22 protein-coding genes are annotated in these 23,996 nt (G+C 60.0%); 11 read left to right on the forward strand and 11 right to left on the reverse strand.

Features of this window, described 5'->3' with window-relative positions; genetic code table 11:
* Positions 1 to 60: 60 nt before the first annotated feature.
* The 5 genes from LOC68_RS13035 (at position 61) to LOC68_RS13055 (ending at position 5,570) form a co-directional block, all read left to right on the forward strand.
* Positions 61 to 1,332: a glucuronyl esterase domain-containing protein gene (locus LOC68_RS13035; RefSeq protein ID WP_230219207.1), complete on the forward strand. Its 1,272-nt coding sequence runs from the start codon at positions 61 to 63 to the stop codon at positions 1,330 to 1,332.
* A gap of 21 nt (positions 1,333 to 1,353) precedes the next feature.
* On the forward strand, positions 1,354 to 2,520 hold the full coding sequence (locus LOC68_RS13040; protein WP_230219209.1) for an AraC family transcriptional regulator: 1,167 nt from the start codon (positions 1,354 to 1,356) through the stop codon (positions 2,518 to 2,520).
* A 161-nt stretch (positions 2,521 to 2,681) separates the two neighbouring features.
* Positions 2,682 to 3,977 (forward strand): Gfo/Idh/MocA family protein, encoded by a 1,296-nt coding sequence (locus LOC68_RS13045; RefSeq protein ID WP_230219211.1) that lies wholly within the window; start codon positions 2,682 to 2,684, stop codon positions 3,975 to 3,977.
* 29 nt (positions 3,978 to 4,006) lie between these two features.
* Complete coding sequence (locus tag LOC68_RS13050) at positions 4,007 to 4,954, forward strand: sugar phosphate isomerase/epimerase family protein (protein ID WP_230219212.1); 948 nt, start codon at positions 4,007 to 4,009, stop codon at positions 4,952 to 4,954.
* Position 4,955: 1 nt separating this feature from the next.
* Complete coding sequence (locus tag LOC68_RS13055; protein ID WP_230219213.1) at positions 4,956 to 5,570, forward strand: DJ-1/PfpI family protein; 615 nt, start codon at positions 4,956 to 4,958, stop codon at positions 5,568 to 5,570.
* 65 nt (positions 5,571 to 5,635) lie between these two features.
* On the opposite strand, the gene LOC68_RS13060 is transcribed toward LOC68_RS13055, so the two are convergent.
* Complete coding sequence (locus tag LOC68_RS13060) at positions 5,636 to 6,136, reverse strand: DinB family protein (RefSeq protein WP_230219215.1); 501 nt, start codon at positions 6,134 to 6,136, stop codon at positions 5,636 to 5,638.
* A 577-nt stretch (positions 6,137 to 6,713) separates the two neighbouring features.
* Between LOC68_RS13060 and LOC68_RS13065 the strand changes: the two genes are divergently transcribed.
* Positions 6,714 to 8,015 (forward strand): MFS transporter, encoded by a 1,302-nt coding sequence (locus LOC68_RS13065; protein ID WP_230219217.1) that lies wholly within the window; start codon positions 6,714 to 6,716, stop codon positions 8,013 to 8,015.
* A gap of 35 nt (positions 8,016 to 8,050) precedes the next feature.
* Here the strand turns inward: LOC68_RS13065 and rsfS are convergent, their stop codons facing one another.
* The gene (gene rsfS / locus LOC68_RS13070) at positions 8,051 to 8,506 is read right to left on the reverse strand and encodes a ribosome silencing factor (RefSeq protein WP_230219218.1); all 456 of its coding nucleotides are present in this window, start codon (positions 8,504 to 8,506) and stop codon (positions 8,051 to 8,053) included.
* Positions 8,507 to 8,882: 376 nt separating this feature from the next.
* On the opposite strand from rsfS, the gene rpmI reads away from it, so the two are divergent.
* The 4 genes from rpmI (at position 8,883) to pheT (ending at position 12,723) form a co-directional block, all read left to right on the forward strand.
* Positions 8,883 to 9,086: a 50S ribosomal protein L35 gene (gene rpmI, locus LOC68_RS13075; protein WP_105333458.1), complete on the forward strand. Its 204-nt coding sequence runs from the start codon at positions 8,883 to 8,885 to the stop codon at positions 9,084 to 9,086.
* A gap of 115 nt (positions 9,087 to 9,201) precedes the next feature.
* Positions 9,202 to 9,558, forward strand: a complete 357-nt coding sequence (gene rplT / locus LOC68_RS13080) for a 50S ribosomal protein L20 (protein ID WP_230219219.1) — start codon at positions 9,202 to 9,204, stop codon at positions 9,556 to 9,558.
* Positions 9,559 to 9,657: 99 nt separating this feature from the next.
* Positions 9,658 to 10,686 carry a phenylalanine--tRNA ligase subunit alpha gene (gene pheS, locus LOC68_RS13085; protein ID WP_230219222.1) on the forward strand — a complete coding sequence of 343 codons (1,029 nt, stop codon included), beginning with the start codon at positions 9,658 to 9,660 and terminating at the stop codon, positions 10,684 to 10,686.
* 21 nt (positions 10,687 to 10,707) lie between these two features.
* On the forward strand, positions 10,708 to 12,723 hold the full coding sequence (gene pheT / locus LOC68_RS13090; protein ID WP_230219224.1) for a phenylalanine--tRNA ligase subunit beta: 2,016 nt from the start codon (positions 10,708 to 10,710) through the stop codon (positions 12,721 to 12,723).
* A gap of 183 nt (positions 12,724 to 12,906) precedes the next feature.
* Here the strand turns inward: pheT and LOC68_RS13095 are convergent, their stop codons facing one another.
* From LOC68_RS13095 to LOC68_RS13105, 3 genes are read right to left on the reverse strand one after another with little or no spacing between them, the layout of a single operon-like run.
* Positions 12,907 to 13,245, reverse strand: coding sequence for a zinc ribbon domain-containing protein YjdM (locus LOC68_RS13095; protein ID WP_230219225.1), 339 nt, complete (start codon positions 13,243 to 13,245; stop codon positions 12,907 to 12,909).
* Between the two features lies 1 nt (position 13,246).
* The gene (gene lipA / locus LOC68_RS13100; protein WP_230225139.1) at positions 13,247 to 14,128 is read right to left on the reverse strand and encodes a lipoyl synthase; all 882 of its coding nucleotides are present in this window, start codon (positions 14,126 to 14,128) and stop codon (positions 13,247 to 13,249) included.
* Positions 14,129 to 14,153: 25 nt separating this feature from the next.
* Positions 14,154 to 14,921 (reverse strand): lipoyl(octanoyl) transferase LipB, encoded by a 768-nt coding sequence (locus LOC68_RS13105; RefSeq protein WP_230219227.1) that lies wholly within the window; start codon positions 14,919 to 14,921, stop codon positions 14,154 to 14,156.
* A 213-nt stretch (positions 14,922 to 15,134) separates the two neighbouring features.
* Between LOC68_RS13105 and smpB the strand changes: the two genes are divergently transcribed.
* Positions 15,135 to 15,629, forward strand: coding sequence for an SsrA-binding protein SmpB (smpB, locus tag LOC68_RS13110; RefSeq protein ID WP_230219229.1), 495 nt, complete (start codon positions 15,135 to 15,137; stop codon positions 15,627 to 15,629).
* A 328-nt stretch (positions 15,630 to 15,957) separates the two neighbouring features.
* On the opposite strand, the gene dgt is transcribed toward smpB, so the two are convergent.
* From dgt to LOC68_RS13140, 6 genes are all read right to left on the reverse strand, one after another.
* Positions 15,958 to 17,322, reverse strand: coding sequence for a dGTP triphosphohydrolase (gene dgt, locus LOC68_RS13115; protein WP_230219231.1), 1,365 nt, complete (start codon positions 17,320 to 17,322; stop codon positions 15,958 to 15,960).
* A 186-nt stretch (positions 17,323 to 17,508) separates the two neighbouring features.
* Positions 17,509 to 18,831, reverse strand: a complete 1,323-nt coding sequence (locus tag LOC68_RS13120; protein ID WP_230219233.1) for a Gfo/Idh/MocA family protein — start codon at positions 18,829 to 18,831, stop codon at positions 17,509 to 17,511.
* Positions 18,832 to 18,998: 167 nt separating this feature from the next.
* Complete coding sequence (locus tag LOC68_RS13125) at positions 18,999 to 19,619, reverse strand: hypothetical protein (protein ID WP_230219235.1); 621 nt, start codon at positions 19,617 to 19,619, stop codon at positions 18,999 to 19,001.
* A 140-nt stretch (positions 19,620 to 19,759) separates the two neighbouring features.
* Positions 19,760 to 22,012: an alpha/beta hydrolase family protein gene (locus LOC68_RS13130; RefSeq protein WP_230219237.1), complete on the reverse strand. Its 2,253-nt coding sequence runs from the start codon at positions 22,010 to 22,012 to the stop codon at positions 19,760 to 19,762.
* 211 nt (positions 22,013 to 22,223) lie between these two features.
* Entirely contained in the window at positions 22,224 to 22,607 is a 384-nt protein-coding gene (locus tag LOC68_RS13135; RefSeq protein ID WP_230219239.1) for a hypothetical protein, read from the reverse strand.
* A 49-nt stretch (positions 22,608 to 22,656) separates the two neighbouring features.
* A complete protein-coding gene (locus tag LOC68_RS13140) occupies positions 22,657 to 23,604 on the reverse strand; it encodes a DUF1559 domain-containing protein (RefSeq protein ID WP_230219241.1) in 948 nt (315 codons plus the stop codon).
* Positions 23,605 to 23,996 lie beyond the last annotated feature (392 nt).

Genomic DNA, 23,996 nt, shown 5'->3' on the forward strand with positions numbered 1-23,996 from the left:
GAGACGCTTTCTCGCCACGCAGCTTTTTCTTTTCCCGCCGAAATTGCTAGAGACCCACCGATGCGACTTCTCCTTTCGCTCTCTTTTGCGCTGACCCTAGCCATGCCGTCGTTCGCTCAAGACATCAAAGTTCTCTACGACGAAGCGGAACTTCCCAAGTTCACCTTGCCCGATCCGCTGGTCGCCCAGGACGGAACCAAAATCACCACGCGTGAAGCGTGGGAAAAAATTCGTCGTCCCGAACTGTTGCAACTGTTTGAAACCGACGTCTACGGCAAAGCTCCCGCGGCGCCGCCGATTGCTAGCCGCGTGATCTCCGAGCGCGAAGTCTTCGGCGGCAAAGCGACCGAACGCCAAGTTCGCATCTTTCTGACCGGCAAAGAAGATGGCCCCTACGCCGACTTGATCCTCTTCCTGCCGAAGAGCGACAAACCGGTTCCGGTCGTCACGGCTCTTAACTTCAAAGGCAATCATTCGCTCAGCGATGATCCGACGATTCCGCTGCCGCAGGGCTGGATGCGAAACATCGCCGCCGACGGCATCAAAAACCACACCGCGACCGAAGAGTCGCGTGGGGCAGCCAAGTCGCGCTGGCCGCTGGAGCGAATCCTTGATCGCGGCTATGCGGTTGCGACCGCTTACTATGGCGACATCGATCCCGACTTTGACGACGACTTCCAAAACGGCATTCACGCCGCCTTCAAAAAGGAAGGTCAAGCGAAGCCGGCCGCCGATGAGTGGGGCAGCATCGCTGGCTGGGCGTTTGGTTTGTCGCGCATCGCCGACTACCTGGAGCAGCAAGACGCGATTGATCATGAACGGATGATCGTCATGGGACACTCGCGACTCGGCAAGACTTCGCTCTGGGCTGGCGCTACCGATACTCGCTTCGACCTGGTGATCTCCAATAACTCCGGTTGCGGCGGAGCGGCCCTCAGCCGACGTCGCTTCGGCGAATCGGTCCGTCGCATCAACACGTCGTTCCCCCATTGGTTCTGCGACAACTTCCTGAAGTACAACGACAACGAAGACGCCTGTCCGGTCGATCAACACGAACTGATCGCGCTGATCGCCCCTCGTCCGGTCTTGATTTGCAGTGCCCAGGAAGACCAATGGGCCGATCCGCACGGTGAGTTCCTCTCGGGCTTGTACGCCGATCCGGTTTATCGCTTGCTTGGCACCGACGGCCTGGCGGCGACCGAAATGCCGCCGCTCGACAAGCTGATCAACAGTCGCATCGGCTACCGCATTCGCCCCGGCAAACATGACGTGACGCCGAGCGATTGGGAAGCGTATCTCGATTTCGCCGACAAACAACTGGGCGGCAAGTAACGCCTCACGGCAAAAGGTAGTATGCGTCCTCGGGCCTCCACGCCGCACGTCGCATTGCTGATTGAAACCTCGCGCACCTATGGGCGCGAGTTGCTGCATGGCGTCCGCCAATACGTCGCCGAACGTGGCCCCTGGTCGCTGTTGGTCGAATCCCGTTCGCTCGAAACGCCTCCGCCGCCATGGCTTCCGGCGTGGCAAGGCAACGGCATTCTGACTCGCAGCGGTTCGCAACAGATGGCCGACGCCGTCGGCCGGGCCAAGCTGCCGACGGTCGAACTTCGCTCGACGCGACTGAAGCATTCCTTTCCCTTCGTGGGCGTCGACAATCGCTCGCTCGGAAAACTGGTCGCCGAGCATTTCCTCAGCCGCGGCTTCCGGCACTTCGCCGTCTATCAACTTGGCGCCGAGGAATACTTCCAGCAGCGCTGCGAAAACTTCGTTCAGACCGTCGCTGACAACGGCTACGAAGCGTTGCGTTACCATCCTCGCAATCGCCGCGAACAGCCGACCGAGTGGGAACAGGCGCAGCAGGAGCTTGCCGATTGGGTGAGCAAGCTGCCGAAGCCGGTCGGCGTGATGGCCTGCACCGATCAGCTCGGCTTTTGGCTGCTCGACGCATGTCGACGGTGCGGCGCGACGGTCCCCGAAGAAGTCGCCGTCGTCGGAGTCGAGAATGACGCGTCGCTCTGCAGCATGGCCAGCACGCCGCTTTCGAGCGTCGAACTGAATGGCATGGCGGTCGGCTATCGCGCCGCAGAACTGCTCGAGCATCTCATGCGCGGGGGCAAAGCTCCCAAAAAGCCGATCCTGATCCAGCCGCTCAGCGTCGTAACCCGCCAATCATCCGACATCGTTGCGGTCGACGATCCAGAGCTCGCGGCGGCTCTCCTCTTCATGCGCGAGAACGCTTGCCAAGGAGTCTCGGTCTCCGATGTTCTGAAGGCGGTCGCGATCTCGCGCAGTTCGCTCGAACGTGGTCTCCGCAAACTGCTCGGCCGTTCCCCCAACCAGGAACTGCTCCGGCTCAAACTGAATCGAGCCGAAGAGTTGCTGACGCATACCGACCTGACGCTGGCCACGATCGGCGAGCGATGCGGCTTTCGCCGCACGCAACATCTGGCCGAAACGTTTCGCGAGTTCTATGGCGTTCCCCCGGGCCAGTATCGTCGCGAACGCCGGAAAACGTAGTCTCCACGTCAGACGATCTGACAAAATAACGGAGGAACTCTACGCATTTGCGGATTGCAGGCGTCCGCCACTCCGGCGAGGATAAGGGGGTCGCGTCATCCGCTGACGTCACTCATTGCCATGCTTCGCCCCCGTCCGATCTCGCCTACTCGGAGCCCTTCATGCCCAAGCCGACCCTCCATCGTCGTGACTGGATCACGCAAGTTTCCGCCGCGGCCTCTTCCGCCTTCGTTTTCGGCGGGCTCACCGCAGCGCGGGCCGACGAAAAGCCGCGCGACGCCAACTCGCGGATCGGCATCGGCGCGATCGGCCTCCGCTACCAAGGTTCGGTCATCACCGAAAAAGCGGCCGCGCACGGCGACATCGTCGCCTTGGCGGACGTTGATCGCGAGATCTTGGAAAAGGCGAACGGCGACTTCGGCGGAAAGTCGGCGCTGCTGGAAGACTACCGCGATCTCCTCTCGCGCGACGACGTTGACGTGGTGATGATCGGCACGCCGGACCATTGGCACTCGAAGATGGTGATCGACGCATGCCGCGCCGGCAAAGACGTCTACTGCGAAAAGCCGCTAACGCTCACCATCGACGAAGGAAAGAAGATTCGCGATGTCGTTCGCGAAACCGGCCGCGTCGTTCAGGTCGGTTCGTGGCAGCGCAGCGACAGCCGTTTTCGGACCGCGGTCGAAATGGTCCGCCAAGGTTGGGTCGGCGATCTCCAGCGCGTCGATATCGTCCTCGGTAAGAACCAAACTGGCGGCCCCTTCGCCAAGCAGCCGGTTCCCAAGAATCTGAACTGGAATCTGTGGCAAGGCCAAACGCCTAACGTCGCTTACATCCCGGAACGTTGTCACTACACCTTCCGTTGGTGGTATGAATATAGCGGCGGCCAGATGACCGACTGGGGCGCCCACCACATCGACATCGGTCAGTGGGGCGCTGGCGCGCTGCCGGTCGAGATCGAAGGGACCGCCAAGATGCCCGATGTCGTCGACGGCTACAACGTCGCAATCGACTATCACGTCCGCTACAAGCTCGACAACGGCGTTGAGATGACGGTCGCCGACAACGGCCGTAACGGCGTCATGTTCACCGGCGACAAAGGACGCATCTTCGTCAATCGCGGCTCGCTGGAAGGAGCTCCGACCGAAAAGAAGCTGCCACGGGAAGACTTCACGCTTTACAACTTCGACAACCGTGAGCGTCCCGAACGGGCTGGCAAGCTCGACGCGATCATCAACCACATGGGGAACTTCTTCGACTGCGTCGCCGCCCGCAAGCTGCCGATCTCCGACATCGAAGGGCAACACCGCAGCGTCAGCACGTGCCACTTGGGGAACATCTCGATGAAGCTCGGTCGCAAGCTGACATGGGACCCGAAGAGCGAAACGTTCGTCGGCGACGACGAAGCGAACCAGCACCTCAGCCGCGAGCAACGCGCCGGTTTCGAAGTCGCCTAGCCCGTTCACCTTTTCCGCGAGTCTCCATCATGCCCCACTCACCGCTTATCAGTCGTCGCGGCTTTCACGCGCTGACGGCCGGCGCGATCGGCGCTGGCTTGGCCGGCGTTAGTCGCGCCGCCGAGAACGACGCTTCGTTCCACTTGAACTACATGCTCCCTTCCTGCATGTATGGCTACTCGAAGCTGGAAGAGATCTTGCCCGAGGCGAAAAAGATCGGCGCGACGCATATTGACGTCTGGCCGAAGGTTCACGGCGATCAACGTGAACAAATCGAAGAAATGGGGGAAGAAAAGTTCGCCCAATTGCTTCAGCAGAACGACGTCAAGCTTGGCTGCGTTACGCAGTACAAGCTTGGCCCGTTCGGCTTACAAGATGAGATGCGGTTGGCCCAGCGCTTCGGTTGCCAACTGATGGTGACCGGCGGTTCCGGCCCCAAAGGCCTGGAAGGCGCCGAGCTAAAGAAAGCGGTCGGCGATTTTCTGGAGAAGATGAAGCCGCATCTCGAAGTCGCCGAGGAGACCGGCGTCACCATCGCGATCGAAAACCACGCCAACAACTTGATCGAGTCCCCCGACTCGCTCCGTTGGCTGCTGGAACTGCGTCCGTCGAAAAACCTGGCGATCGCTCTCGCTCCGTATCATTTGCCGCAGGACGAAAAGTTCCTCGCCCAGCTGATTCATGAGTTGGCCGACGGTTTGCAGATGTTCTACGCATGGCAACATGGGGACGGCGCCCATGATCCGATTCCGACCGAGCGGCAATTGTTGCAGATGCCTGGTCGCGGGCCGCTCGATTTCCAGCCGCTGATCGCCGCCCTGGCCGCGATACAATACCAAGGCTGGACCGAAGTTTTCATGCACCCCGTCCCCCGCGGCGTGCCGATTCTCCCCACCGTTTCAGAGACGACCGCCGAAATCGTTCGGGGTCGCAATTACTTGGACCACTTCGTCGCCCAGAGCGCCAAAGGGAAATAACGTGTCGAACAAAGTTCTCATCATCATCGGCGACGCGTCGGAGACGCTCGACACCCTCTACCCGTATTATCGATTGCAAGAAGGAGGCTACGAGCCGGTCGTCGCCGGGCCGGAAAAGCGTCTCTACCAGATGGTGATGCACGAGATAAAGCCGGGCTGGACCATCACCAAAGAATGGGAAGGGTACACGCTCAACGCCGAGATCGCCTTCGCCGATATCGTGCCGGAAGACTACGCCGGGATCATGTTGAGCGGCGGCCGTGCGCCGGAATACATTCGCTACGATCAAAACCTGGTCAAAGCGACGCGCCACTTCGTCGAGTCGGGCAAGCCGGTCGCGTGCGTCTGCCACGGCGTCGAGATCTTGGCTTACGCCGACTGCGTGAAAGGGCGCCGCATGGCGACCGTGCCGAAGTGCAAGTTCGATCTCGAAGTGTGCGGCGGCATCTTTGTGGACGAGGCGTGCGTCGTCGACGGCAACATCGTCAGCGGACGCACGTTCCACGACAACGGCCGCTACTTTGGCGCCTTCATGAAGCAGTTGGACGAAGCCCGCGACCGAGAAGGGAGCGGAAGCGAAGCCGCTACTCCACTGGCCGCCAACGGACGTTGCTAACGACCTCGCACATCGAAAAAAAACGCCGGCTCTGACTAGCCGGCGTTTTTCGTTTCTTGCGGCAGCTATTCGTCGCCGGACGGTCCATAGACCCCAGGGACCGGAACGTCGTTCAGCCGCAGATAAACGCGGAGCGTTGCGCGGTGATGGACCATGTGGCTCAGCGCCCATTTCCGCAGCGTGGCGCCTTTGGTCATGGTGAACATCACCTGGCCCCCCATCATGAACGCCCAGTCTTGCGAGAAAACCTCGTCCGGCGCGTTCTTCAGCACTTCTCGCGCGGTCCCCACGTTCTTGTCGAACAGCTCCAGGATTTCTTCGATCGACTCCAGACTTGGCGACTTCCAAGGAGTACCGTCAACCGGCGCGATGTCGAGCGAATCATGATTCAGCATGAACTCGATCCAGCTCGGAATATCGGCCAGGTGATTCGCATTCCAGCCGATCGTGTTCGACTTGTGGTGCGGTTTCCAGTTGAGCTTGTCATTCGGAATCGCTTCCAGCGTCTTGCGGGTCAGCGACATCTCTTCGTCAAACTCAGGCAACAAGGTTTCGGCAATCGTCATCGATACTCTCCGTCTTGGAACGTCGCAGGAAGGGGAGAAAAGGACCGGCCTGCGCGGATCCGCAAGCCACCAACCACCAAGTGTACAAATTTGCACCTTTGTTACCAGGGGCTTGTGAGTGAACTCTTCACTTCCTAGGCAACATTTGCCACTGCGTTCGAATCGAACGATGCGAGTGCGAGCAAAAATCCTGAAAGTAGTTTTCTTCAAAACCGCTAGCAGTTCTCAAGCAAAACCTGGGTGCCTTTTCTCTCTTTCGGGTCAACGCTCAAACCGCCGTCAGCGATCGCCAAATGGGGACCGGATTCTGACCGTCGCCTCTGATGCGACGCTGGCGCCATTTCTTTGCAAGAGAAATACGCCCCCTTATTTGCGAAAATCTAGTGAGGATTGTCGCAAATTCTCCCCAAAAACCAAAACCCAACTTGTCGACTTGCCGATCCATGGTGAGAATCGAAGGCGCCCTCTCCCACCGCTTCGATCGTCGACGAACCGTTCGCCAAACGTGCGATTTTGGCCGTCGACGACGCCCGCCTGAGAAGAACCTTCCACTATTAGTTGGGATCTGTGATCGCAAATGGATGCGTCCGCTGCCGCTGCGTTTGAATCGTCTGTTGGACCTGCCGCAACCACTCCACAAAACACCGGCGCCGCGCTGGTCGCCTTGGGGCTGGGAAGCTTCGCCCTCGGTACCACCGAGTTCCTGCCGGTCGCCTTGTTGCCGACGATCGCCGGCGACCTGGAAGTCTCGCTGCCGGCCGCTGGCCTATTGGTCTCCGGCTATGCGATGGGAGTGACGCTGCTGACGCCGATCTTGTCGGCTCTCTTCTCCGGCTTGCCGCGCAAAGGGATGCTGATCAGCTTGATGGCCCTCTTCTTCGTCACGAACATGGCGTGCGCCTTCGCGCCCAGCTACGGATTCCTGCTCGGCGTACGCTTCTTCACCGCGATCTCGCACGGCGTCTTCCTGGCGGCGGCGACCAACGTGGCGGCGAAACTGGTCGGCCGCGGGAAAGAAGCGCACGCAATCGGCGTCGTCTTCGCAGGACTTTCGATCGCGATGGCGACGATCGTTCCGCTCGGCTCCTTGCTCGGACAAACGCTTGGCTGGCGAATCGCCTTCGCGGGGACGGCGTTTCTCGGCTTGATCGCAACGATCGCGCAAGCTCGTTATTTGCCGAAGCTGCCCGCGCCGACCAAACGGATGACGCTGGCCGCTCAGGCCGCCGTAATGAAGCAACCGCGCGTGCTGCTCGCCTTGGGAATGACCGCGATCGGCTATGCCGGCACGTTCGCCACGTTCACCTACATGACGGCGATCCTGGAAGAGATCTCCGGTTTCCATGCAGTCGCGGTAACGCTGATCCTCGGCGTGATCGGGCTCTGCATTACTTTCGGCAACATCATCGGCGGCAAAGCGGCCGACCGAAAGATTTACCCGGCCTTGATGGGCCTGTTCTGCCTGGTCGTGGTCGGCATGATCGGCCTTTGGCTGGCGGCGCCCTTCAAGATCGCGATGATCGTCGCGGTGATCTTCTTTGGCATCTTCATGTTCAGCCCGGGCGCCGGACTCCAACTGTTGGCGGTCAATCAAGCTCGCCGCTGGACCCCAGGCGCCGTCGACGTCGCTGCCGGTTTGAACCAATCGGCCTTCAATCTTGGCATCGCCTTGGGCGCTGTGATCGGCGGCCAGGTGGTCGCCTCGCCGCTTGGTCTGGGAGCAACGCCGTTGGTCAGCGCTGGCGTCGTCGTGTTGGCGATCGGCCTGATCGCGATTGGCTGGCGGATGGATCGCAACGTCGATCCGCAGCCGGAAGAAGTCGCCGTCGAACCGGAATCGGTACGCGTCATCGTCGAACCGGCGGCATCTGCCGGCTAGGCGAATGTAACGCAGCCTGGATCGCCGGTTGCGACCTAGAAGTGTTCGTCCGACTCAGCGGCCAAACGGGACGCTTCGTTGGCGGCCGGGTCGTGCAGCACCTTGCTGAGATCCAAGCGAGGCGCTTCGGCCCACAGATCTTCCAGCGAGAAGTAGTCGCGCGTCGGCTCGTCGAAGATGTGAATCACGACGTCGCCGTAGTCGAGCAAAATCCAGCGCGAGTCGTCGTACCCTTCGCGACCGAGACGCGTATCACCCAGTTCTTTCTCGAACTTGTTGTCGATTTCGTCGCTGATCGCGTGCAACTGACGGCGGCTGGCGCCGGTGGCGATCACAAAGTAATCGAAGGCGGCCGTCAGCTTGCGCATGTCGAGGACGACGATGTTCTTCGCGCGATTTTCTTCCGCAACGACGGCGGCTGCATGGGCCAATTCCAGACTGCTAGCGGTCGTTTGCGAAGCGCGTTTTTTGGGGGAAGTCGTCTCCGACACGTCGGTCCTCTGTAGGGGCTAAAAGCGAAACATCTGCGGAGGGAAAACGGCCGCGATCGTTCGAAAAGGGGCGTTTCCCAGTGCATGCATTCTACTGACGATTGCGGGGTCGGCTAGACGCGACCCGCCAGGGAAAGGCGCAGTCCGCGGCCGAGAGGTTCGTTTGGAGGGGCAAGCGGGCAAAAATTCACGGAAGCAGGCAACGGCGACAAGCAGACGCAAGTGACTATAGCTGTTGGACTTACGAATCACCGCAGTTTACCGCGAACCGGCGGCGATTTTTTCGCTTCCCCCTTACGAAGTCGCCGAGAAGGGCGTACAATCTTGGGTTTTCGACCGTTTCCAAACCTTCCTTAGAGAGAAAGTGGGTCTAACGATGCCAAAGATGAAGACGCACAAGGGAACGAAGAAACGGTTCCGACTGACTGCCAAAGGTCACATCAAGCATCGCCAATGCGGCACCAGCCACTTGGCCACTCGCCTTTCGCCGAAGCGCACCCGCGGTCTCCGTGGCACCCGCGTGCTGGCCGAAGTGGACGAGCCGATGCTGATCAAAGCCCTGAACGGATACAGCTACTAGTTAGCGATATCCTCGTCGGAATTGTGGATTCGAGTTTTTTTATTCCCAGTGCACGGGCAAAAACGCTTCGCCGCCAATTGAGCGAAGGGCCTAGTGGACGAAACGAGGTGACAAGATGAGAACGACTTACGGAGCCGCTCGGCACAAGTCGAAGAAGCGTCTGTTTAAGAAAGCCCGCGGTTTCCGCGGCGGCCGCGGTAAGCTTCTGCGTACCGTGAAAGAAACCCTGGTCCGCGCCGGCGTTTACGCCTATCGCGACCGTAAGGTGCGTAAGCGTGAATTCCGCAAGCTGTGGATCGTGCGTCTGAACGCCGCCGCCCGCATGCGTGGCATCCGCTACAGCCAGTTCATCTACGGTCTGCGCAAGGCCGGTCTGGAACTGGACCGCAAGACGTTGTCGGAAATGGCGATCCATGATCCGCGCGCCTTTGACGAAGTGACCGAGCTGGTGAAAGCCGCCCTGGCCGCGTAAGGCGCACGGAGACGTGCAATCAAAGCCGAAACAACATGAGCCGCCGGGACCTCTCGGCGGCTTTTTTACTTTCTAGGATCTGCCGCGAGCGAGAAAGCGATGTCGCTAAACGATTTCATTCGCGAATTGGATACTCTGGTCGACTCGGCCGTCGAACGCTTCAACGAAGCGGTCGACAAGTTTGACGGCGACGTGCTGGAAGCGGCGCGCGTCGAGTTTCTGGGCGCCAAGAGCGGAAAGCTCAAGTCGGCCCAGAAGGGACTCGGCACGGTCAGCAAAGATGACAAGCCGGCCGCCGGCAAACGCTTTAACGAAGTCAAACAGCGGATCGAAGAGCTGTTCGAAACGGCGGTCGCCAAGCTGAGCGAAAGCGGCGGCAGCGGCAAGTCGTCGGAAGCGTTCGACGTCAGCTTGCCCGGCACGATGCTGCAGGTCGGTCACGTCCACCCGATCACCGAGACGATCGAAGAGTTGAAAGACATCATGGGCCGGCTCGGCTTCTCGGCGGTCGAAGGGCCCGAGATCGAAGACGACTGGCACAACTTCGAGGCGCTCAACATCCCGATGGAGCACCCGGCTCGCGATCCGCTCGACAACTTCTACCTGAACGCCGCCGCCAAAGCGGCCGGCGGCGACATGCTGCTGCGTAGCCAGACCAGCACCGTGCAGATCCGCGTGATGGAGAACACGAAGCCGCCGGTCCGGATCGTTTCGCTCGGCCGCGTTTATCGCCCGGACGAGATCGACGCGACCCACTACGCGATGTTCCATCAGATCGAAGGTCTGATGATCGACACCGACGTCACGATGGCCGACCTGAAGAGCGTGCTCCACCTCTTCGCCAAGACCTATCTTGGCCATGACGTCGAGATTCGTTTCCGTCCCTCGTTCTTCCCCTTCACCGAGCCGAGCGTCGAAGTCGACATGCGGTGGAACGACACGTGGCTTGAGTTCGGCGGCGCCGGGATGGTCGACCCGAACGTGCTGCGAGCGGTCGGCTACGATCCGGAAGAAGTGACTGGGTTCGCCTTTGGTCTCGGCGTCGAGCGGCTGTGCATGCGTCGCCACGGGGTGAACGACATTCGGCATTTGTACAACAACAACGTGCGATTCCTGTCGCAGTTTTAAGAGCGGAGAGAGCAGGGCGCCATGTTAGTTTCCTGGAAGTGGCTCAACGATTATCTGCAGCTGGACGTTTCGGAAGCGGAATTCTGCGACCGCGTCACGATGGCAGGCCTCAACTACGACGGATCCGAATCGGTAGGCGACGATCGCCAGCTTGATCTGGAAGTGACCAGCAACCGCCCCGACTGGCTCGGCCATGTCGGCATCGCGCGGGAAGCGTCGGTGTTGTTCGATCTCGACCTGAAGATCCCGCCGGCCGAGGTCAAAGGCGCCGGCCAGCCGATCAGCGACTACGTCACCGTCACGATCGAAGACGAAGCGTTCTGCCCCCGCTATATCGCCCGTGCGATCAAAGGGGTCAAAGTTGGCCCGAGCCCCGAGTGGCTCGCACGCCGCTTGGAAACTCTCGGCATCGCCGTGATCAACAACGTCGTCGACATCACCAACTATGTGCTGATGGAGATCGGCCAGCCGCTGCATGCGTTCGACCTGGCCAAGATCGACGGCGCCGGCGTTACCGTTCGCCAGGCTCGCCCCGGCGAGAAGTTCATGGCGATCGATCACAAGACGTACGACCTGGAGCCGACCGACTACGTCATCGCCGACGAAGTGGGCGCTGTGGCGATCGCCGGCGTCATGGGTGGCGCCGATTCGGAAGTGACCGAAGCGACGACCGACCTGCTGATTGAAGCGGCCCAGTTCGCCGCGCTGCCGGTTCGCACCACGTCGCGCCGCTTGAAGCTGAAGAGCGATTCCTCCTACCGCTTCGAGCGCGGCGTCGATCCCGAAATGATCGACTGGGCCAGCCGTCGTTGCTGCGAGCTGATCCTTGATCTGGCCGGCGGCGAACTCGCCGAAGGTTCGATCTACGCCGGCAGCAAGCCGCAGCCGCGCAAGTCAGTGACGCTCCGCCTGCCGCAGTTGAAACGGATCCTGGGGATTGAAGTTCCGCCCGCCGAAGTCGAGCGGATCCTCTCGCGTCTGGGGAACGAGATCGAATCGGTCGCCAGCCAGAAGATCACCGTCATTCCGCCGAGCTGGCGCCGCGACATTGATCGCGAAATCGACCTCGTCGAAGAAGTCGCTCGCATCCATGGCTACGACAAGATCCCGCAAGACGCCGCGGTGAAGATGTCGGCCTCACACCGCAGCGACGCTGATCGCGTTCGCTCGCGGATCCGCACCCTGATGGTCGCCGCTGGGATGAACGAAGCGGTCACGCGGAGCGTCGTCAGCCAAGAGTGGTCGGCGGCGTTCCATGGCTGGAGCCAGGCCGAAGCGCTCACCGTCACCATCCCGATGGTCCGCGGCGAAGATTGCCTGCGGCTGAGCCTCATTCCGAGCTTGCTCGGGGCTCGCCGCATGAACGAGAAGTTCGACAACTCGCCGATCGAACTGTACGAGATCGCCAAGGTTTACCTGCCGCGGAAAGACGAGCTGCCGGATGAACGGTACGTCGTCAGCATGACCAGCGGCCGCGACTTCCGCGGGCTCAAAGGAGTGATCGAGACGCTCGTCCATTCGCTCAACCCGGACGTTCGCGTCACCGCGTCGCGGTTCGCCGATTCGCTGCTCGACGTCGAACAAGCGTGCGAGCTGAAGGTGGGCGGCAAGACGCTCGGCTTCCTCGGCCTCTTGAGCGCCTCGGCCCAGAAGACGTTCGAGCTGCAGCAGCCGACGACCGTCGCTGAGCTTGACCTCCGCGTGTTGGAAGAGCTGACCGTCCTGATTCCGCAGCACCACGAGTTCAGCACTTACCCGGCGATGACTCGCGACCTGAACCTGATCGTCGACGAGACGCTCACGTGGGATCAGTTGGAAGCGACCGTCACCGCCTCGGCCGGCCCGTTGCTCGAAAAGGTCGAGTTCCGCGAGATCTTCCGTGACACGAAGAAAGACGGCCCTGGCAAAAAGCGGGTGCTGTTCACCATCACGCTGCGAGCGGCCGATCGCACCCTGACCGGCGAAGAAGCGGACGCCGTCCGCAACGCCATCGTCGCCGCGTGCGAAACGCAGCACGCAGCGAAGCTGTTGGGTTAATCGACCGGGTGCCATGGCCACGTCTGCGTGGCCATGATTGCGGCCGGCGATCATTCGGCGTGTTGTTAAGCGAAAACGGCAACCATTCCTTTTGCCGTACTTGCAGGGCAGCCTCGAACGGCCAATCCAAGCACATTCATTGCCACGAAGACGTGGCAATGGCACCCCAACATATAGGCGTCACTACGCCTTCTTCACAAACTCCGACTTCAACTGCATCGCCCCAATCCCATCGATCTTGCAGTCGATGTCGTGGTCGCCGTCGACCAGGCGGATGTTCTTCACCTTGGTGCCGACTTTGACGACCAGGGAAGAGCCTTTCACCTTCAGGTCTTTGATGACCGTGACGGTGTCGCCATCTTGCAGTTCATTGCCGTTGGCGTCGCGGATGATCGCGGCGGCGGCAGCTTCTTCGGCGGCCGCTTTGGTCCATTCGTGCCCGCAGCTGGGGCAGATTAATAGATCGCGGTCTTCGTAGGTAAACTCCGAAGCGCATTCGGGACAATTCGGTAGATCGCTCATTTTAATACGCTTCCGCCATATCGCGGGCATGATAGCTAGAGCGGACGAACGGGCCGCTGGCGACCTGCTTGAAGCCCATCTCTTTCGATTTGCGGCCGAACATCTCGAACTCTTCCGGCGGGATGTAACGTTCGACCTTCAAGTAACGCTGTTCGTCAGGCTGCAGGTACTGGCCAAGCGTCAGGAAGTCGACGTCATGGGCCAGCAGGTCTTCCAGCACCGCAAAGACTTCTTCGTGCGTCTCGCCTAGGCCCAGCATCAACCCGCTCTTGGTTTTGACCTTCGGGTTCAGCTCTTTAACCCGCTTCAGCAGGCCGAGCGTCCAGGCGTAATCCGACGTGACGCCGCGAACTCGTTTGTAGAGCCGCGGAACCGTTTCGGTGTTGTGATTGAAGACGTCGGGGGAAGCTTCGACGATGATGCGGTCGAGCGCTTCCCGGCAGTGGATGAAGTCGGGCGTCAGCACTTCGACCGTTGCGCCGGTTCGCTCGCGGACGGCGGCGATGCAGCGGATGTAGTGATCGGCGCCGCCGTCGGGCAGGTCGTCACGGGTGACCGAGGTGATGACCACGTGCTTCAGGCCCAGACGATAGGCCGCTTCGGCCAAACGATCGGGTTCGTCGCCCGATAGCTCTTCCGGCTTACCGCGGGGGACCGAGCAGAAGCTGCAGGCCCGGGTGCAGACGTTCCCCAGGATCATGAACGTAGCGGTCTTCTGCGAGTAGCACTCCATCCGGTTCGGACATTTGGCGCTATCGCAGACCGTTTCCAGCTGCAGCTCTTCCAGCAGACTCTGCGTAAAGTGATTGGCGTTCCCCTTGGGGACGTTTCGCTTCAGCCACTTCGGCAGACGTTGTTTCGGATGGGAACCTGGGGCGTCGATGACCGGTAATTCGACGACGGGACGGCTAACCAACTCGTGCGAGTCGCTCACGTTGATGCTCGGAGATTTCAAATAGCAAGGGATGCCCCTCGTACCAACGCCGTTGGACGCAGTCGAAGGAATCAGCCAGCCGTCGCGCTGCGACTCGGGCCACAGTCTCAATTCTAGCTGGTTGATCCGTTTCTGACAGCAGGCTCCCCATAATGGGCGAATCGCCCGGGGCCGCCAATTCGGGCGGGTTCGCCTCGACGAACGACTGCGCGTCGCCGCTGGCGTGAATGTTCAGGAAGGCCCCGTGACTGGTAATCCAGTTCTGCACGGCGGCGCCAACCGCCGCTAACAGGCCGCTTTTTCCCCATATTCCATAGCGGCCCGGTCGAGCATAGGCCGGCACGCCATGCGAAACGGCGGTCGCGACCAGCGCTTGCTGCAATCGCTCCAAATATTCGCCGACGGTCCAATTGCGGCTTTTCAGCGGTACAATGGGGTAAATCGCAAGTTGGCCAGGGCCATGCAGTACGCAACCGCCCCCCCGTCCGACCCAGCGAACCTGCCAGCGAAGCGTATCGAGCTCGTCCTGCGTCAAGCGAATGTGCTGCCGCGAACCTGCACGGCCGACGGTGATCATACTGGTATGTTGGCAGAGCAGGACGACAATCCGCCCGTCGTCGCGTCCCCCGGCTTCATAAACCAGGCGGCGCTGTAAAGCGAGGCACAAGTCGAAGTCGATCATTCCCAAGTAGTGGAAGTCGACGCCTGTCGAATCGTAGTAGTTTTCGTTACGAGAAGACACGGATTATCGTCACCGCAAGAGGCTAATTTCTGGCTGCGATCAAGGACGGGGAGAGTAGCAATTCCCTCCACTCGGGGAAAGGCCAGCCACGGAGCCTGACAGCAGCTAAACCCGTAGCCGATAACGACTAGCAAACGAAGCGGCGATTTTCCGCTTCGCAAGATCAATTCATCAAAAACCGCCCCGCCGCTAGCGGCCCGAGCGAAAGCACCCATGGCGAAAAAAAAAGAGTCGAAAGAAGACGAAAAGAAGAAGCTGGAGCGTCCGATCGGCGAGAATCGGAAGGCCCGGCACGACTATGAAATCATCGATACGCTCGAGTGCGGCATCCAACTGGTCGGCAGCGAAGTGAAAAGCCTCCGCGACGGCAAGCTGTCGCTCACCGAGTCGTTCGCTCGCGTCCTGCGCGGCGAGGTCTTTCTGGTTAATTGCGAGATCCCCGAATACCGCAACACCAGCATGTTCCTCAACCACGAGCCGAAACGCCCCCGCAAGCTGCTGTTGCACAAAAGCGAAATCGCCAAGTTCGCCGGCAAAAGCGAAGACAAAGGTCTGAGCCTGGTCCCGCTCAAGATGTATTTCAAACAGGGACGCGTCAAAGTCCTGCTCGGCGTCGGCCGCGGCCGCAAACAGCACGACAAACGCGAGAAGCTGAAGTCGCAGGATGCGAAACGGGATATCGCAAGGACGATGCGGAATCGCGGGTAATTCCTGAGCTCTTCTTGCCTTAGGCCCAACGGGCCGTTCTAAAGCAGCCCAGGGTCAATCGCGTCTTCGCGATGCAGCCCTGGGTATGCATTCGAGAATCAATCGTTGACGTTTGACATGGCGTTGCCGGTGGATAATCAAACGCCGGCGTCTTTGTTGGTACGTAATCCCAGGGCTGCATCGCCTGCGGCGATTTACCCTGGGCTAGGTTAGGACGGCCCGTTGGGCCTAAGAGGATGAGACTGGAAGTTGTCGATATGGCGACATCGTCCGCTGTTATCCGACCGCATTCATTGCCACAAAGACGTGGCAACGGCACCCCTGTTTTCTACAACTCAAACGCCAGCCCGTCCAACTCCCGTGACAACCGCGTCGCGTAGTTGTCGGTCATCCCGCTGACGAAATCCATCACCTGGCCAAGCCACCACGCGTGCGGTTTGTCCAAGTTTTGTTCGACGTACTCTTTGCTCCATGCCAGTTCGGCACAGTTTTTCGACAGGAAGTGGAGTTGGCTATAGTTGCTTGCGTTGCCGATCGACTCGGCCGTCTTCAGCAGCGCTTTCAGAATGCGTCCTAGCACGTGATACGCGCCTAGCTCGGTGACGATCTTCTTCCGATGGCCGAAGATCTCTTCGTACATCTCGGCGACTTGCTGCAAATGCCCTTTGAACTCGTCGGGCAAGGAGGACTTCAAATCGTCCTGGCGCTGGCCGCGCATGATCGCTTCGTAGTTGCTTTCAAAGACCTTCCAGAACTGGTCGACTAGTTGGTTAATCGCCTGACCGCGGAGTTGGGCTAAGCCCATCCAGTGGTTTTCCTGGTTGCCGGTGATTTCGAGCAACAGCTGGTGAACCCGCTTCTGCTCGAAGATATGCATCGCGACCGCATCTTCCAGATCGAGGATCCGGTAGCAAATGTCGTCCGCCGCTTCGGTCAAAAACGAAAGAGGATGCCGGCAATAGCTGCCGTCCGCGCGAACGAGTCCCAGCGTCTGGAAGGCGTCGGCGAAGATCTGTTTCTCGTGCGAGTGAAAGTTGTGCTTCCGCTTGCCGAGTCGCTTCGCGTCGATCGAACCCCACGGATACTTCACCACGCTTCCGAGCGTCGCATACGTCAGTCGCAGATAGCCGGCCTGCGGATTGTCGCGCCGTGATGCGATCCGAAACCCTTGGGCGTTTCCTTCAAAGATCTCCCAGTCGGCCCGGATCTCGGCCTCTTCTTCGGCCGTCCAATGCCCGGCGAGCGACTCGGGAAAGATGTAGTCCCAGTGCTTCTGCGCCCAGGTCCGGATCACCTCTTCGCCAGCATGGCCGAACGGCGGGTTGCCGATGTCGTGGATCAAGCAAGCCGACTGGACGATCCAGTCGATCGACGTCAGTTGCTCGGTCGAAAGCTGCTCCGACTGCGAGATGAGGTTCGACACCCGCCGGGCGAACGAACGAGCGACGCTAGCAACCTCGATCGAATGGGTCAGGCGGTTATGGATATGGTCGTTGCTGGCCATCGGATGGACCTGCGTCTTTTTCGCGAGCCGCCGGAACGGGGGCGAAAAGACGATGCGGTCGTAATCCTGCTCAAACGGAGTCCGCCGCTCGCCGTCAGGTACCTTTCGCGGCGGCGACTTCTCGTCGCTCGACTCCCGCCGTACCCGCTGGCTCGATAACAGCGTCGTCCAATTCAAAGGGAAATCCATCACTATCCGCCTGTCTCGATTCGAGGTTATCTCAGCAGTATAGCGAATCGGGCGGCGCCGCTGCCTGGCCTCCCAATGCTTCCTGTCGCATTCCCTTGCTTGCGCTGCGGGCTTGTTGGGGAGAAAGCGCATGAAAAAGGAGCCTGCGATTGCAGGCTCCTTTTCGGTCGTTTTCTCGAAAGCGTTCTAGGCCCAGACGCGGGTTCCGCGGGCTCGCAGCAGGTTCGCTTCTTCGTCGTTCACGAACTCTTCTTTCACCGGGTCGATCGTCAGTTTGCGACCCAAGATCCAGCTGAGCGCCGCGGCATGGCAGGCGATGTGCGAACGGCGCATCACGTTCTGGTTGGCGGCGGTCAATTCGCGCGAACGGATGCAATCGAAGAAGTTACGAGCGTGGGTCGAGACGTCGAGCCCGTTGACTCGCTTCTTCGCGTCGGGAAGTTCCTTGGCGAGCGATTGAGGCTCGATTACGATCTCGCCGCTGTCGCCGGTTTCGACCCAACCTTCTTCGCCGACGAACCGGACCGGGCAGGTGCCGAGTCGCGTGATGTAGTGCGGCTCGCGCTTGCCGAACGGTTCCGGCAGGAAGTCCATCACCAGCTTCACGGCGTTGGCGTAGAGACAGGTGATGTTTTCTTCGCCGGGGATGTACTCGATCGGCATCGTGTCGTCCGAGTTGTTCGCCCATTGGCAAATGTCAAGCGTATGGGCGCCCCAGTCGAGCAAACGAGCGCCGGAGTCAAAGTCCCATTGGCCGCGCCATTTGCCGTTGACGTAGGCCTGATTGAACGGACGCCACGCGGCCGGGCCAAGCCACATGTTCCAGTCGCAGACGTCCTTCGACGGCTCTTTCTCCTGCGGCAGCCAGGTGTTTTCCAGCGTCGGGCGATAGACCGAAGCGTGGAGCGTATGAATCTTGCCGAGCTTGCCCGACTGCGCGATCTCGACCGCCTTCGCGTAGTTGGCGACGCTGCGGCGCTGCGTGCCGGCTTGGAAGACGCGCTTTTCGCGATTCATCGTATCGGCCAGCTTCTGGCAATCGGCGACGGTGATGCCGCACGGCTTCTCGCTGTAGACGTCTTTGCCTGCTTCAGCGGCCAGGATCGACGCGGCGGCGTGCCAACGATCGCCGGTCGCGATCAGCACAGCGTCGATATCTTTGCGATCGAGCAGTTCGCGGAAGTCGTTGTAGAGAACCAGGTCGTTGTTGCCGTAGTGCGAATCGACCAGCTTTTTGCCGGCGTCGCGGCGGCTGGCCTGAACGTCGGCGATGGCGACGCACTGAATGTCATTAAACGGCAGCATCGACTTCAGGTCGTAGGTGCAGCGCGGACCAATGCCGATGACGCCGAGATTGATCTTGTCGTTCGGAGCAGTCTGGCCTTCGGCGCCGAGCACATTCGACGGGACGATCGTCGCCAAGGAAGCGGCAGCGGCGGCCGCCGTAGAAGCGACGAGAAAATCACGTCGCGTTGATTTATCACGCGAGGCCTGATCGGGTGAACTCATGGGGGCGGGTTCCTTGCGGGGTGTGGGTGATTGCAGGAAGCATGAAGATCGTCGCCGGAACGGCGGCGGGAGAGACCGCGACCGACGCGTTCCTATTCTACTGAAAATCGATCCTTTCTCCAGAAATTTCGGAAAAGGGCGAAAATCTGGGCGTTTCGGCCCGGCAATCAGGTCAAATGCCGCGCTTCGACCCGACACTGAAACAGTTTCGCCAGGTCGATGGCCAGCGGCTGCTCCTCGGTCCAGCTCCGCGGGCGCCCTGCGTGAAAAAGATCGCCGTACTGGAATTCGATCATCCCCCACGGATGTCCAACCGTCGCGTCATACGGAATTTCGATCAGTTCGATCGGCCGCGAAAAGAGATGGATGTCGAGCATCGGTGCGATGATCTCGTCGGGATCGAGCCCCTCGGCCACCTCTCCATTGGGCCAGGATTCAGCGATAGTCACCGCTTGCGTCAGCGGCTCGATGTCGCGGCGCAAGCAACGCGGCTCAAACGCCAGGTGATGCCACTGGAGGGTCGGATCGGCCCAAACCAACTGATCGCCGCTGCGCGTGAAGAGATTCTGCGTCGCGTAAGTCGCTTCACGCGAGTGCTCTGGCGGAACGAGCGGCTTATGGAGGTAACCATGCTCGACGAAGAAGTCGACGATCTGGTGTGCGGTCCGCTCAAGATCAAGCGTCGCTTCCGGACGAGGAGGGCGGGGACGCGGCGTCGCGCCGAAGAAAGTTCGCGAAAACCAACCGGGCTCGTACGGCTCTTCCGTAATGATGACGAAGCTTCCCAAAACGCCGACCTTCCGATTGCTGATGTGCGCTGCGTGGACTACGGCGATCCATCTTAACGCGCAATCGAAAGAGGCGCAAAACAGAGACGCCCGACTTGGACAGCCTCCGTCCACCTGCTGACTTCTCGTCTAGCGGACGCTTATTCCTTGGGAGTAGAGTCGAGATGTTTGCTGAGGAAGGCAAACGTTCCTTGGCTGTGGATTTCATGACCGCCGATAAAGTGCTCGATCTCGGTTCGATCGGTCAGGTGAAGTTTCCCCTGGTAAAGGAAGATCACCTTGCCGAATTCCCAGCCGATGAATTCGTCTTCGCCGCAGCCGTCAAAATGTCCGCGCTCGACCATAAAGGGTCGCGGGCAAATCAGCGCCGCCATCTCGGCGTAGTTGAACGTGCTGCCGAGATCGAACTCGTAGATTTCATACTCGCCGGTCCAGACGTAGCTGAACTTGTGTCGCGAGCTGGCGGTCTTCAACACCCAGTCGTTGAAGTCGCCGGAGCAGATCGACAAGCAGTAGTCGGTCACCAGCGCCGGAATCCGCATCGCCGACTTGCCGCCGTAGCTGAGCCCGTAAAAGGCGATTCGTTCGGGATCGACGCAGGGCTGCGTCTTCAGCCAATTGACGATCTGCTGATGCTGCGGCACGATCGTCGAGAAGAGGGTTTTGCCAAGGGCGTTCGACTTTCGCTGCAGCGTGCGGAAGTCGTCCTTGCCGATGTAGGGGTTCTGCGGCGCGAAGACGATGTAGCCTTGTTCGCATAGGTCGGAAGCGAAGTTGTTGTACGCTTTGTGTGAGCTGTCGAAGCAGTCAGTCGGTCGCCCTTCGAGCCCATGCTGACAAACGACCACCGGCCGCTGCTCGCCCGGCTTCAGGTCTTTCGGCAGCAAGAGCACGCCATAGGCGAAGACGTTCGGAAAGACGTCGAGCTTCACTTCATAGCCGACCCATTTTTCATTGTCCCACGACTTGCGCGACTGAGCGTTGAACGGCAACAGCGGGCGATCGAACCGCCCGATGACGTCGTTGTAAAAGATCTCGCGGTATTTCTCGGCGCTCGCTTCGTACGCTTCGACCGACGACGTATTGAGCCCTTTCATGAAGTCCTTGCGGACGAACTCGTTCACGGCGAGCAGCCCCTGATCGTAGTCGTCCATTTCGGTCATTTGCCGCGTCTGGCGCGCGGCGGCGTCGATTATTTGCAGCACATCGACGTTGCCGTCGCCGCTGGCCAGGGTCGCTTCTTTCGGCAAAAAGGCTGCCAACATCTGCCCGAACGGCCGCGACGCTGCGTCTCCACTCGTCGGTCCAACCACCAGATGATCCGACTTCGCGACCCGGGCAAGTTCGGCCGAGACCGCTTCGTCCGTCGGCGTGCTGATCTGACCAGGAGCGCCCCCTTCGCCGGGCAGCGTGACCGCCGGATGAGCCGCACGTTCGATCACGCATTTCCGCGGCCAGATCATGCTGACCAGTTCGGCATCGCCGTAACGTTCGAGCCGCCCGAAGACGTTTCGCGCGATCGGCTCTTGCCAGACCGCTTCCCGCGGCGCGAAATATCCGCTGACGCAGACGCGATCAATGCGCGGATCGAGCGCGGCGCTATACAGGGCGAGCATTCCCCCTTCGCCGTAACCAATCGCGCCGATCGGAACGTCATTGCCCGACGGCTTGGCGAACCAATCGACGCAGGCGAGGATCTTTTGAATTTCAAAGCCGATCACGTGGCGTCCTTGCACGAACGACGAGCGATAGACGTACTCGCGATTGGAAAGATTCGCGCGGCCGTTCCGTTTGGACATCTCGCGGCTGACCAAAGTCGGAATGATCACGCGGCAACCGCTTTCGGCCAAGCGGCGAGCGAACTGCGACTCGGCCGGAACGCCGGCGGCCAGACCGGCAATTTGTTCGGGCGTTTGATCGGCGTCGGGAATCGCGACAACGTCGGCGACCACTTTTCCTTTTGTCGGAACGAGCAACAGCCCTTCGCCGTTGATTCCTTTCAGCACGGGCCAACGGACGGCGTAGACGTCGAAGTCGTCGCCTTGTGCGACCAAGGCCGACGTTTCGGCCGTCGCTAGTAAGCTGGGAGCGTCGAACGGCTCGCGCGTTTCACGCACGCCGAGCAGTTGAGCGAGTCGCGCGCGATTCTCGGCGATCGCTTGCTCATGCTTCTCGGGCGAAGAGAAGTCCCATCGCCACTTGTCATTCCGAGCGGCGACCGACGCGTCGATTTCGTCCAACAGGAACCGATCGATCCCGGCGACCATCTGGGCGGCGATATCCCCGTCCATCGTCAGCGGCTCGGTACCGGAATAGGTTTCGGCCGCACAAAGAGGCGTTTGACCAGCGACCAGAACCGCCAACAGTCCCGCAGCGAAAATCTTCGTCCACATCGGTGGGCACTTTCTTGGGGAGGAGAAATCAGCGTCTCCGAGCGACGCTGCGGATAATACCTCGTGATATCTCCGCCCATTCTAGCCGACCGCCGGAACAGGGAACCTCGCACCTATTGCCCGCAACCTAGCGTTTGTGCGCGCAAAAAGAAAGGCGACTCGCACATCGCGAGTCGCCTTATCTTGCTAACGGTAACCGCTCGAAGCGGGCTTACTTTTCCAAATCGAAGTTCAGGTCCTGCTGATTTCCTGCGACTTCGATCGTCAGCTCCGATTCGAAGTTGTGTTTGCGCGGAATGAATTCCGCCACTTCTTCGACGATCTCTCCCGGATTCGCTTCGATCTTGCGACCAGTCTTGCGCGTCGCGCGGACCTGGACGATCTTCTTGCCAGGCGTGACGTCCATGGCGTAACCGCCGTTGACGATTTCGGCCCGCACGCTCGGAAACTTTTCATCAAGATCCCGCAGGATAATGGCGCCCTCTTCCACCGGCTTGCCGTCGTATTTCACATGGCCTTCCACGTGATACGAGGCCGGACCGCCGCAACCGACGCCCGCCGCCAAGAGGACAAACAGACACAGATATTTACGCATGGTTGGTATCGCTTTCTGATAAAGAACGCCGCGCTAGGGAACCGGCGGACTAGTTGCTGGGAATCACCTCGCCGTTGCTGCACGTACCGAGGGAATGCCAGATGGAAAGCGTGAGCGTATCGCTGTAGAACGAAACCGAACCATCCGCCAAGGTCGCCATCACGCCGCCGGGATGGTAGCTGCGAGCGAAGTTGACCTTGGTGTTGGAGCTGGTGACCGAGACGCAAGGGGCTCGATCGTACGTCGTCGTCTTACACTGATAGACTTCGTCGGGCAGTTTGGTGTTGGGGCCTTCCAACGTGGTGAAGCCATACGAACCGTGCGGCGCGCCCCCCCAATATCCGCCAGCGTCGCCCCAGCTGGTCGAAGTTCCGCCCGGCTTGCAGATCGATTCGCTGAAGACCAGCGTATTGCTCGTACCGTCGGTAAAGCTCGACATCTTGGTCTTCGACAAGCGGAAGAACGGACCTCTCATGTAGCTGGTGTTCGAGACGTTCGTGCCGGTATAGAGCATGAGGTCGTTACCGCTGCACGCGACGTAATTCCCTTGAAAACCGTAAGACGGATCGCTCGTCGGACGCGCATCGCCGTTGCCCCCTTGGGCGTCTTGCTCCGCTTCGGACGGACAGCGGAACGCCGGGATTTGCAGCCCCTTGATCGCCGACGGCACGTCCATCACGTACAACACGCCGGCCGCGCGATATTGATCGTAGACGTTGTTCAATTCGATGAACGGCAGCAGCGTCTGCATCCAGGTCTCACGATTGTTGATCGTGCTTCCACCGTCAAAGTAGCCGTATGGAAAGACGAGATGCGTGTCGTGATAGTTGTGCAGCGCCAGCCCGAGCTGCTTCATCTTGTTGCTGCAGCTCATTCGTCGAGCCGCTTCGCGCGCTTGCTGCACCGCGGGGAGCAGCAGAGCGATTAAGACGCCAATAATGGCGATGACCACCAAAAGTTCGACGAGCGTAAATCCGCTCGATCTGCGCACACTCATCCAACGCTCCTAAAGAAAAAAACAGCAGGAAAAGATAGAAAGGAATATGTCGGTCGCAGCGTAATCAGCCTGCTGCGGCGTTTGCTCATCCTGAAGAGCAGCTGTCGCCAAAAGTGGGGACGCTGGTTGATTTCTCGTGCAATGATCGAGGTATTTGTAGTCTATCGGTCACAACTGAAGCCGCTCCCCGGCCATTCGCGAAAACTGCGCATTTCTTCGCGAGACGCGCCGCTCAAATTTGCCTATTTCGCATGCGTTTTGCCCTTTTGCGCATTCATTGCCCAAATCTGTCGCGCAGAGCATCTCCTGCAACCCGCCGCCGTCGCCAAAAGTTTCTCGTGCGGCGCTGTAGCGAACCGGGGGATGCAGTGATTACGATTTTGGCAGAACTT

This window comes from Blastopirellula sediminis, assembly GCF_020966755.1.
GTDB lineage: Bacteria > Planctomycetota > Planctomycetia > Pirellulales > Pirellulaceae > Blastopirellula > Blastopirellula sediminis.

Excerpts from the sequence above, each read along its gene's own strand:
- LOC68_RS13035 (WP_230219207.1), top strand. The coding sequence starts at position 61 with ATGCGACTTCTCCTTTCGCTCTCTTTTGCGCTGACCCTAGCCATGCCG.
- LOC68_RS13040 (WP_230219209.1), top strand. The coding sequence starts at position 1,354 with ATGCGTCCTCGGGCCTCCACGCCGCACGTCGCATTGCTGATTGAAACC.
- LOC68_RS13045 (WP_230219211.1), top strand. The coding sequence starts at position 2,682 with ATGCCCAAGCCGACCCTCCATCGTCGTGACTGGATCACGCAAGTTTCC.
- LOC68_RS13050 (WP_230219212.1), top strand. The coding sequence starts at position 4,007 with ATGCCCCACTCACCGCTTATCAGTCGTCGCGGCTTTCACGCGCTGACG.
- LOC68_RS13060 (WP_230219215.1), bottom strand. The coding sequence starts at position 6,136 with ATGACGATTGCCGAAACCTTGTTGCCTGAGTTTGACGAAGAGATGTCG.
- LOC68_RS13065 (WP_230219217.1), top strand. The coding sequence starts at position 6,714 with ATGGATGCGTCCGCTGCCGCTGCGTTTGAATCGTCTGTTGGACCTGCC.
- rpmI (WP_105333458.1), top strand. The coding sequence starts at position 8,883 with ATGCCAAAGATGAAGACGCACAAGGGAACGAAGAAACGGTTCCGACTG.
- rplT (WP_230219219.1), top strand. The coding sequence starts at position 9,202 with ATGAGAACGACTTACGGAGCCGCTCGGCACAAGTCGAAGAAGCGTCTG.
- pheS (WP_230219222.1), top strand. The coding sequence starts at position 9,658 with ATGTCGCTAAACGATTTCATTCGCGAATTGGATACTCTGGTCGACTCG.
- pheT (WP_230219224.1), top strand. The coding sequence starts at position 10,708 with ATGTTAGTTTCCTGGAAGTGGCTCAACGATTATCTGCAGCTGGACGTT.
- LOC68_RS13095 (WP_230219225.1), bottom strand. The coding sequence starts at position 13,245 with ATGAGCGATCTACCGAATTGTCCCGAATGCGCTTCGGAGTTTACCTAC.
- smpB (WP_230219229.1), top strand. The coding sequence starts at position 15,135 with ATGGCGAAAAAAAAAGAGTCGAAAGAAGACGAAAAGAAGAAGCTGGAG.
- dgt (WP_230219231.1), bottom strand. The coding sequence starts at position 17,322 with ATGGATTTCCCTTTGAATTGGACGACGCTGTTATCGAGCCAGCGGGTA.
- LOC68_RS13120 (WP_230219233.1), bottom strand. The coding sequence starts at position 18,831 with ATGAGTTCACCCGATCAGGCCTCGCGTGATAAATCAACGCGACGTGAT.
- LOC68_RS13130 (WP_230219237.1), bottom strand. The coding sequence starts at position 22,012 with ATGTGGACGAAGATTTTCGCTGCGGGACTGTTGGCGGTTCTGGTCGCT.
- LOC68_RS13135 (WP_230219239.1), bottom strand. The coding sequence starts at position 22,607 with ATGCGTAAATATCTGTGTCTGTTTGTCCTCTTGGCGGCGGGCGTCGGT.
- LOC68_RS13140 (WP_230219241.1), bottom strand. The coding sequence starts at position 23,604 with ATGAGTGTGCGCAGATCGAGCGGATTTACGCTCGTCGAACTTTTGGTG.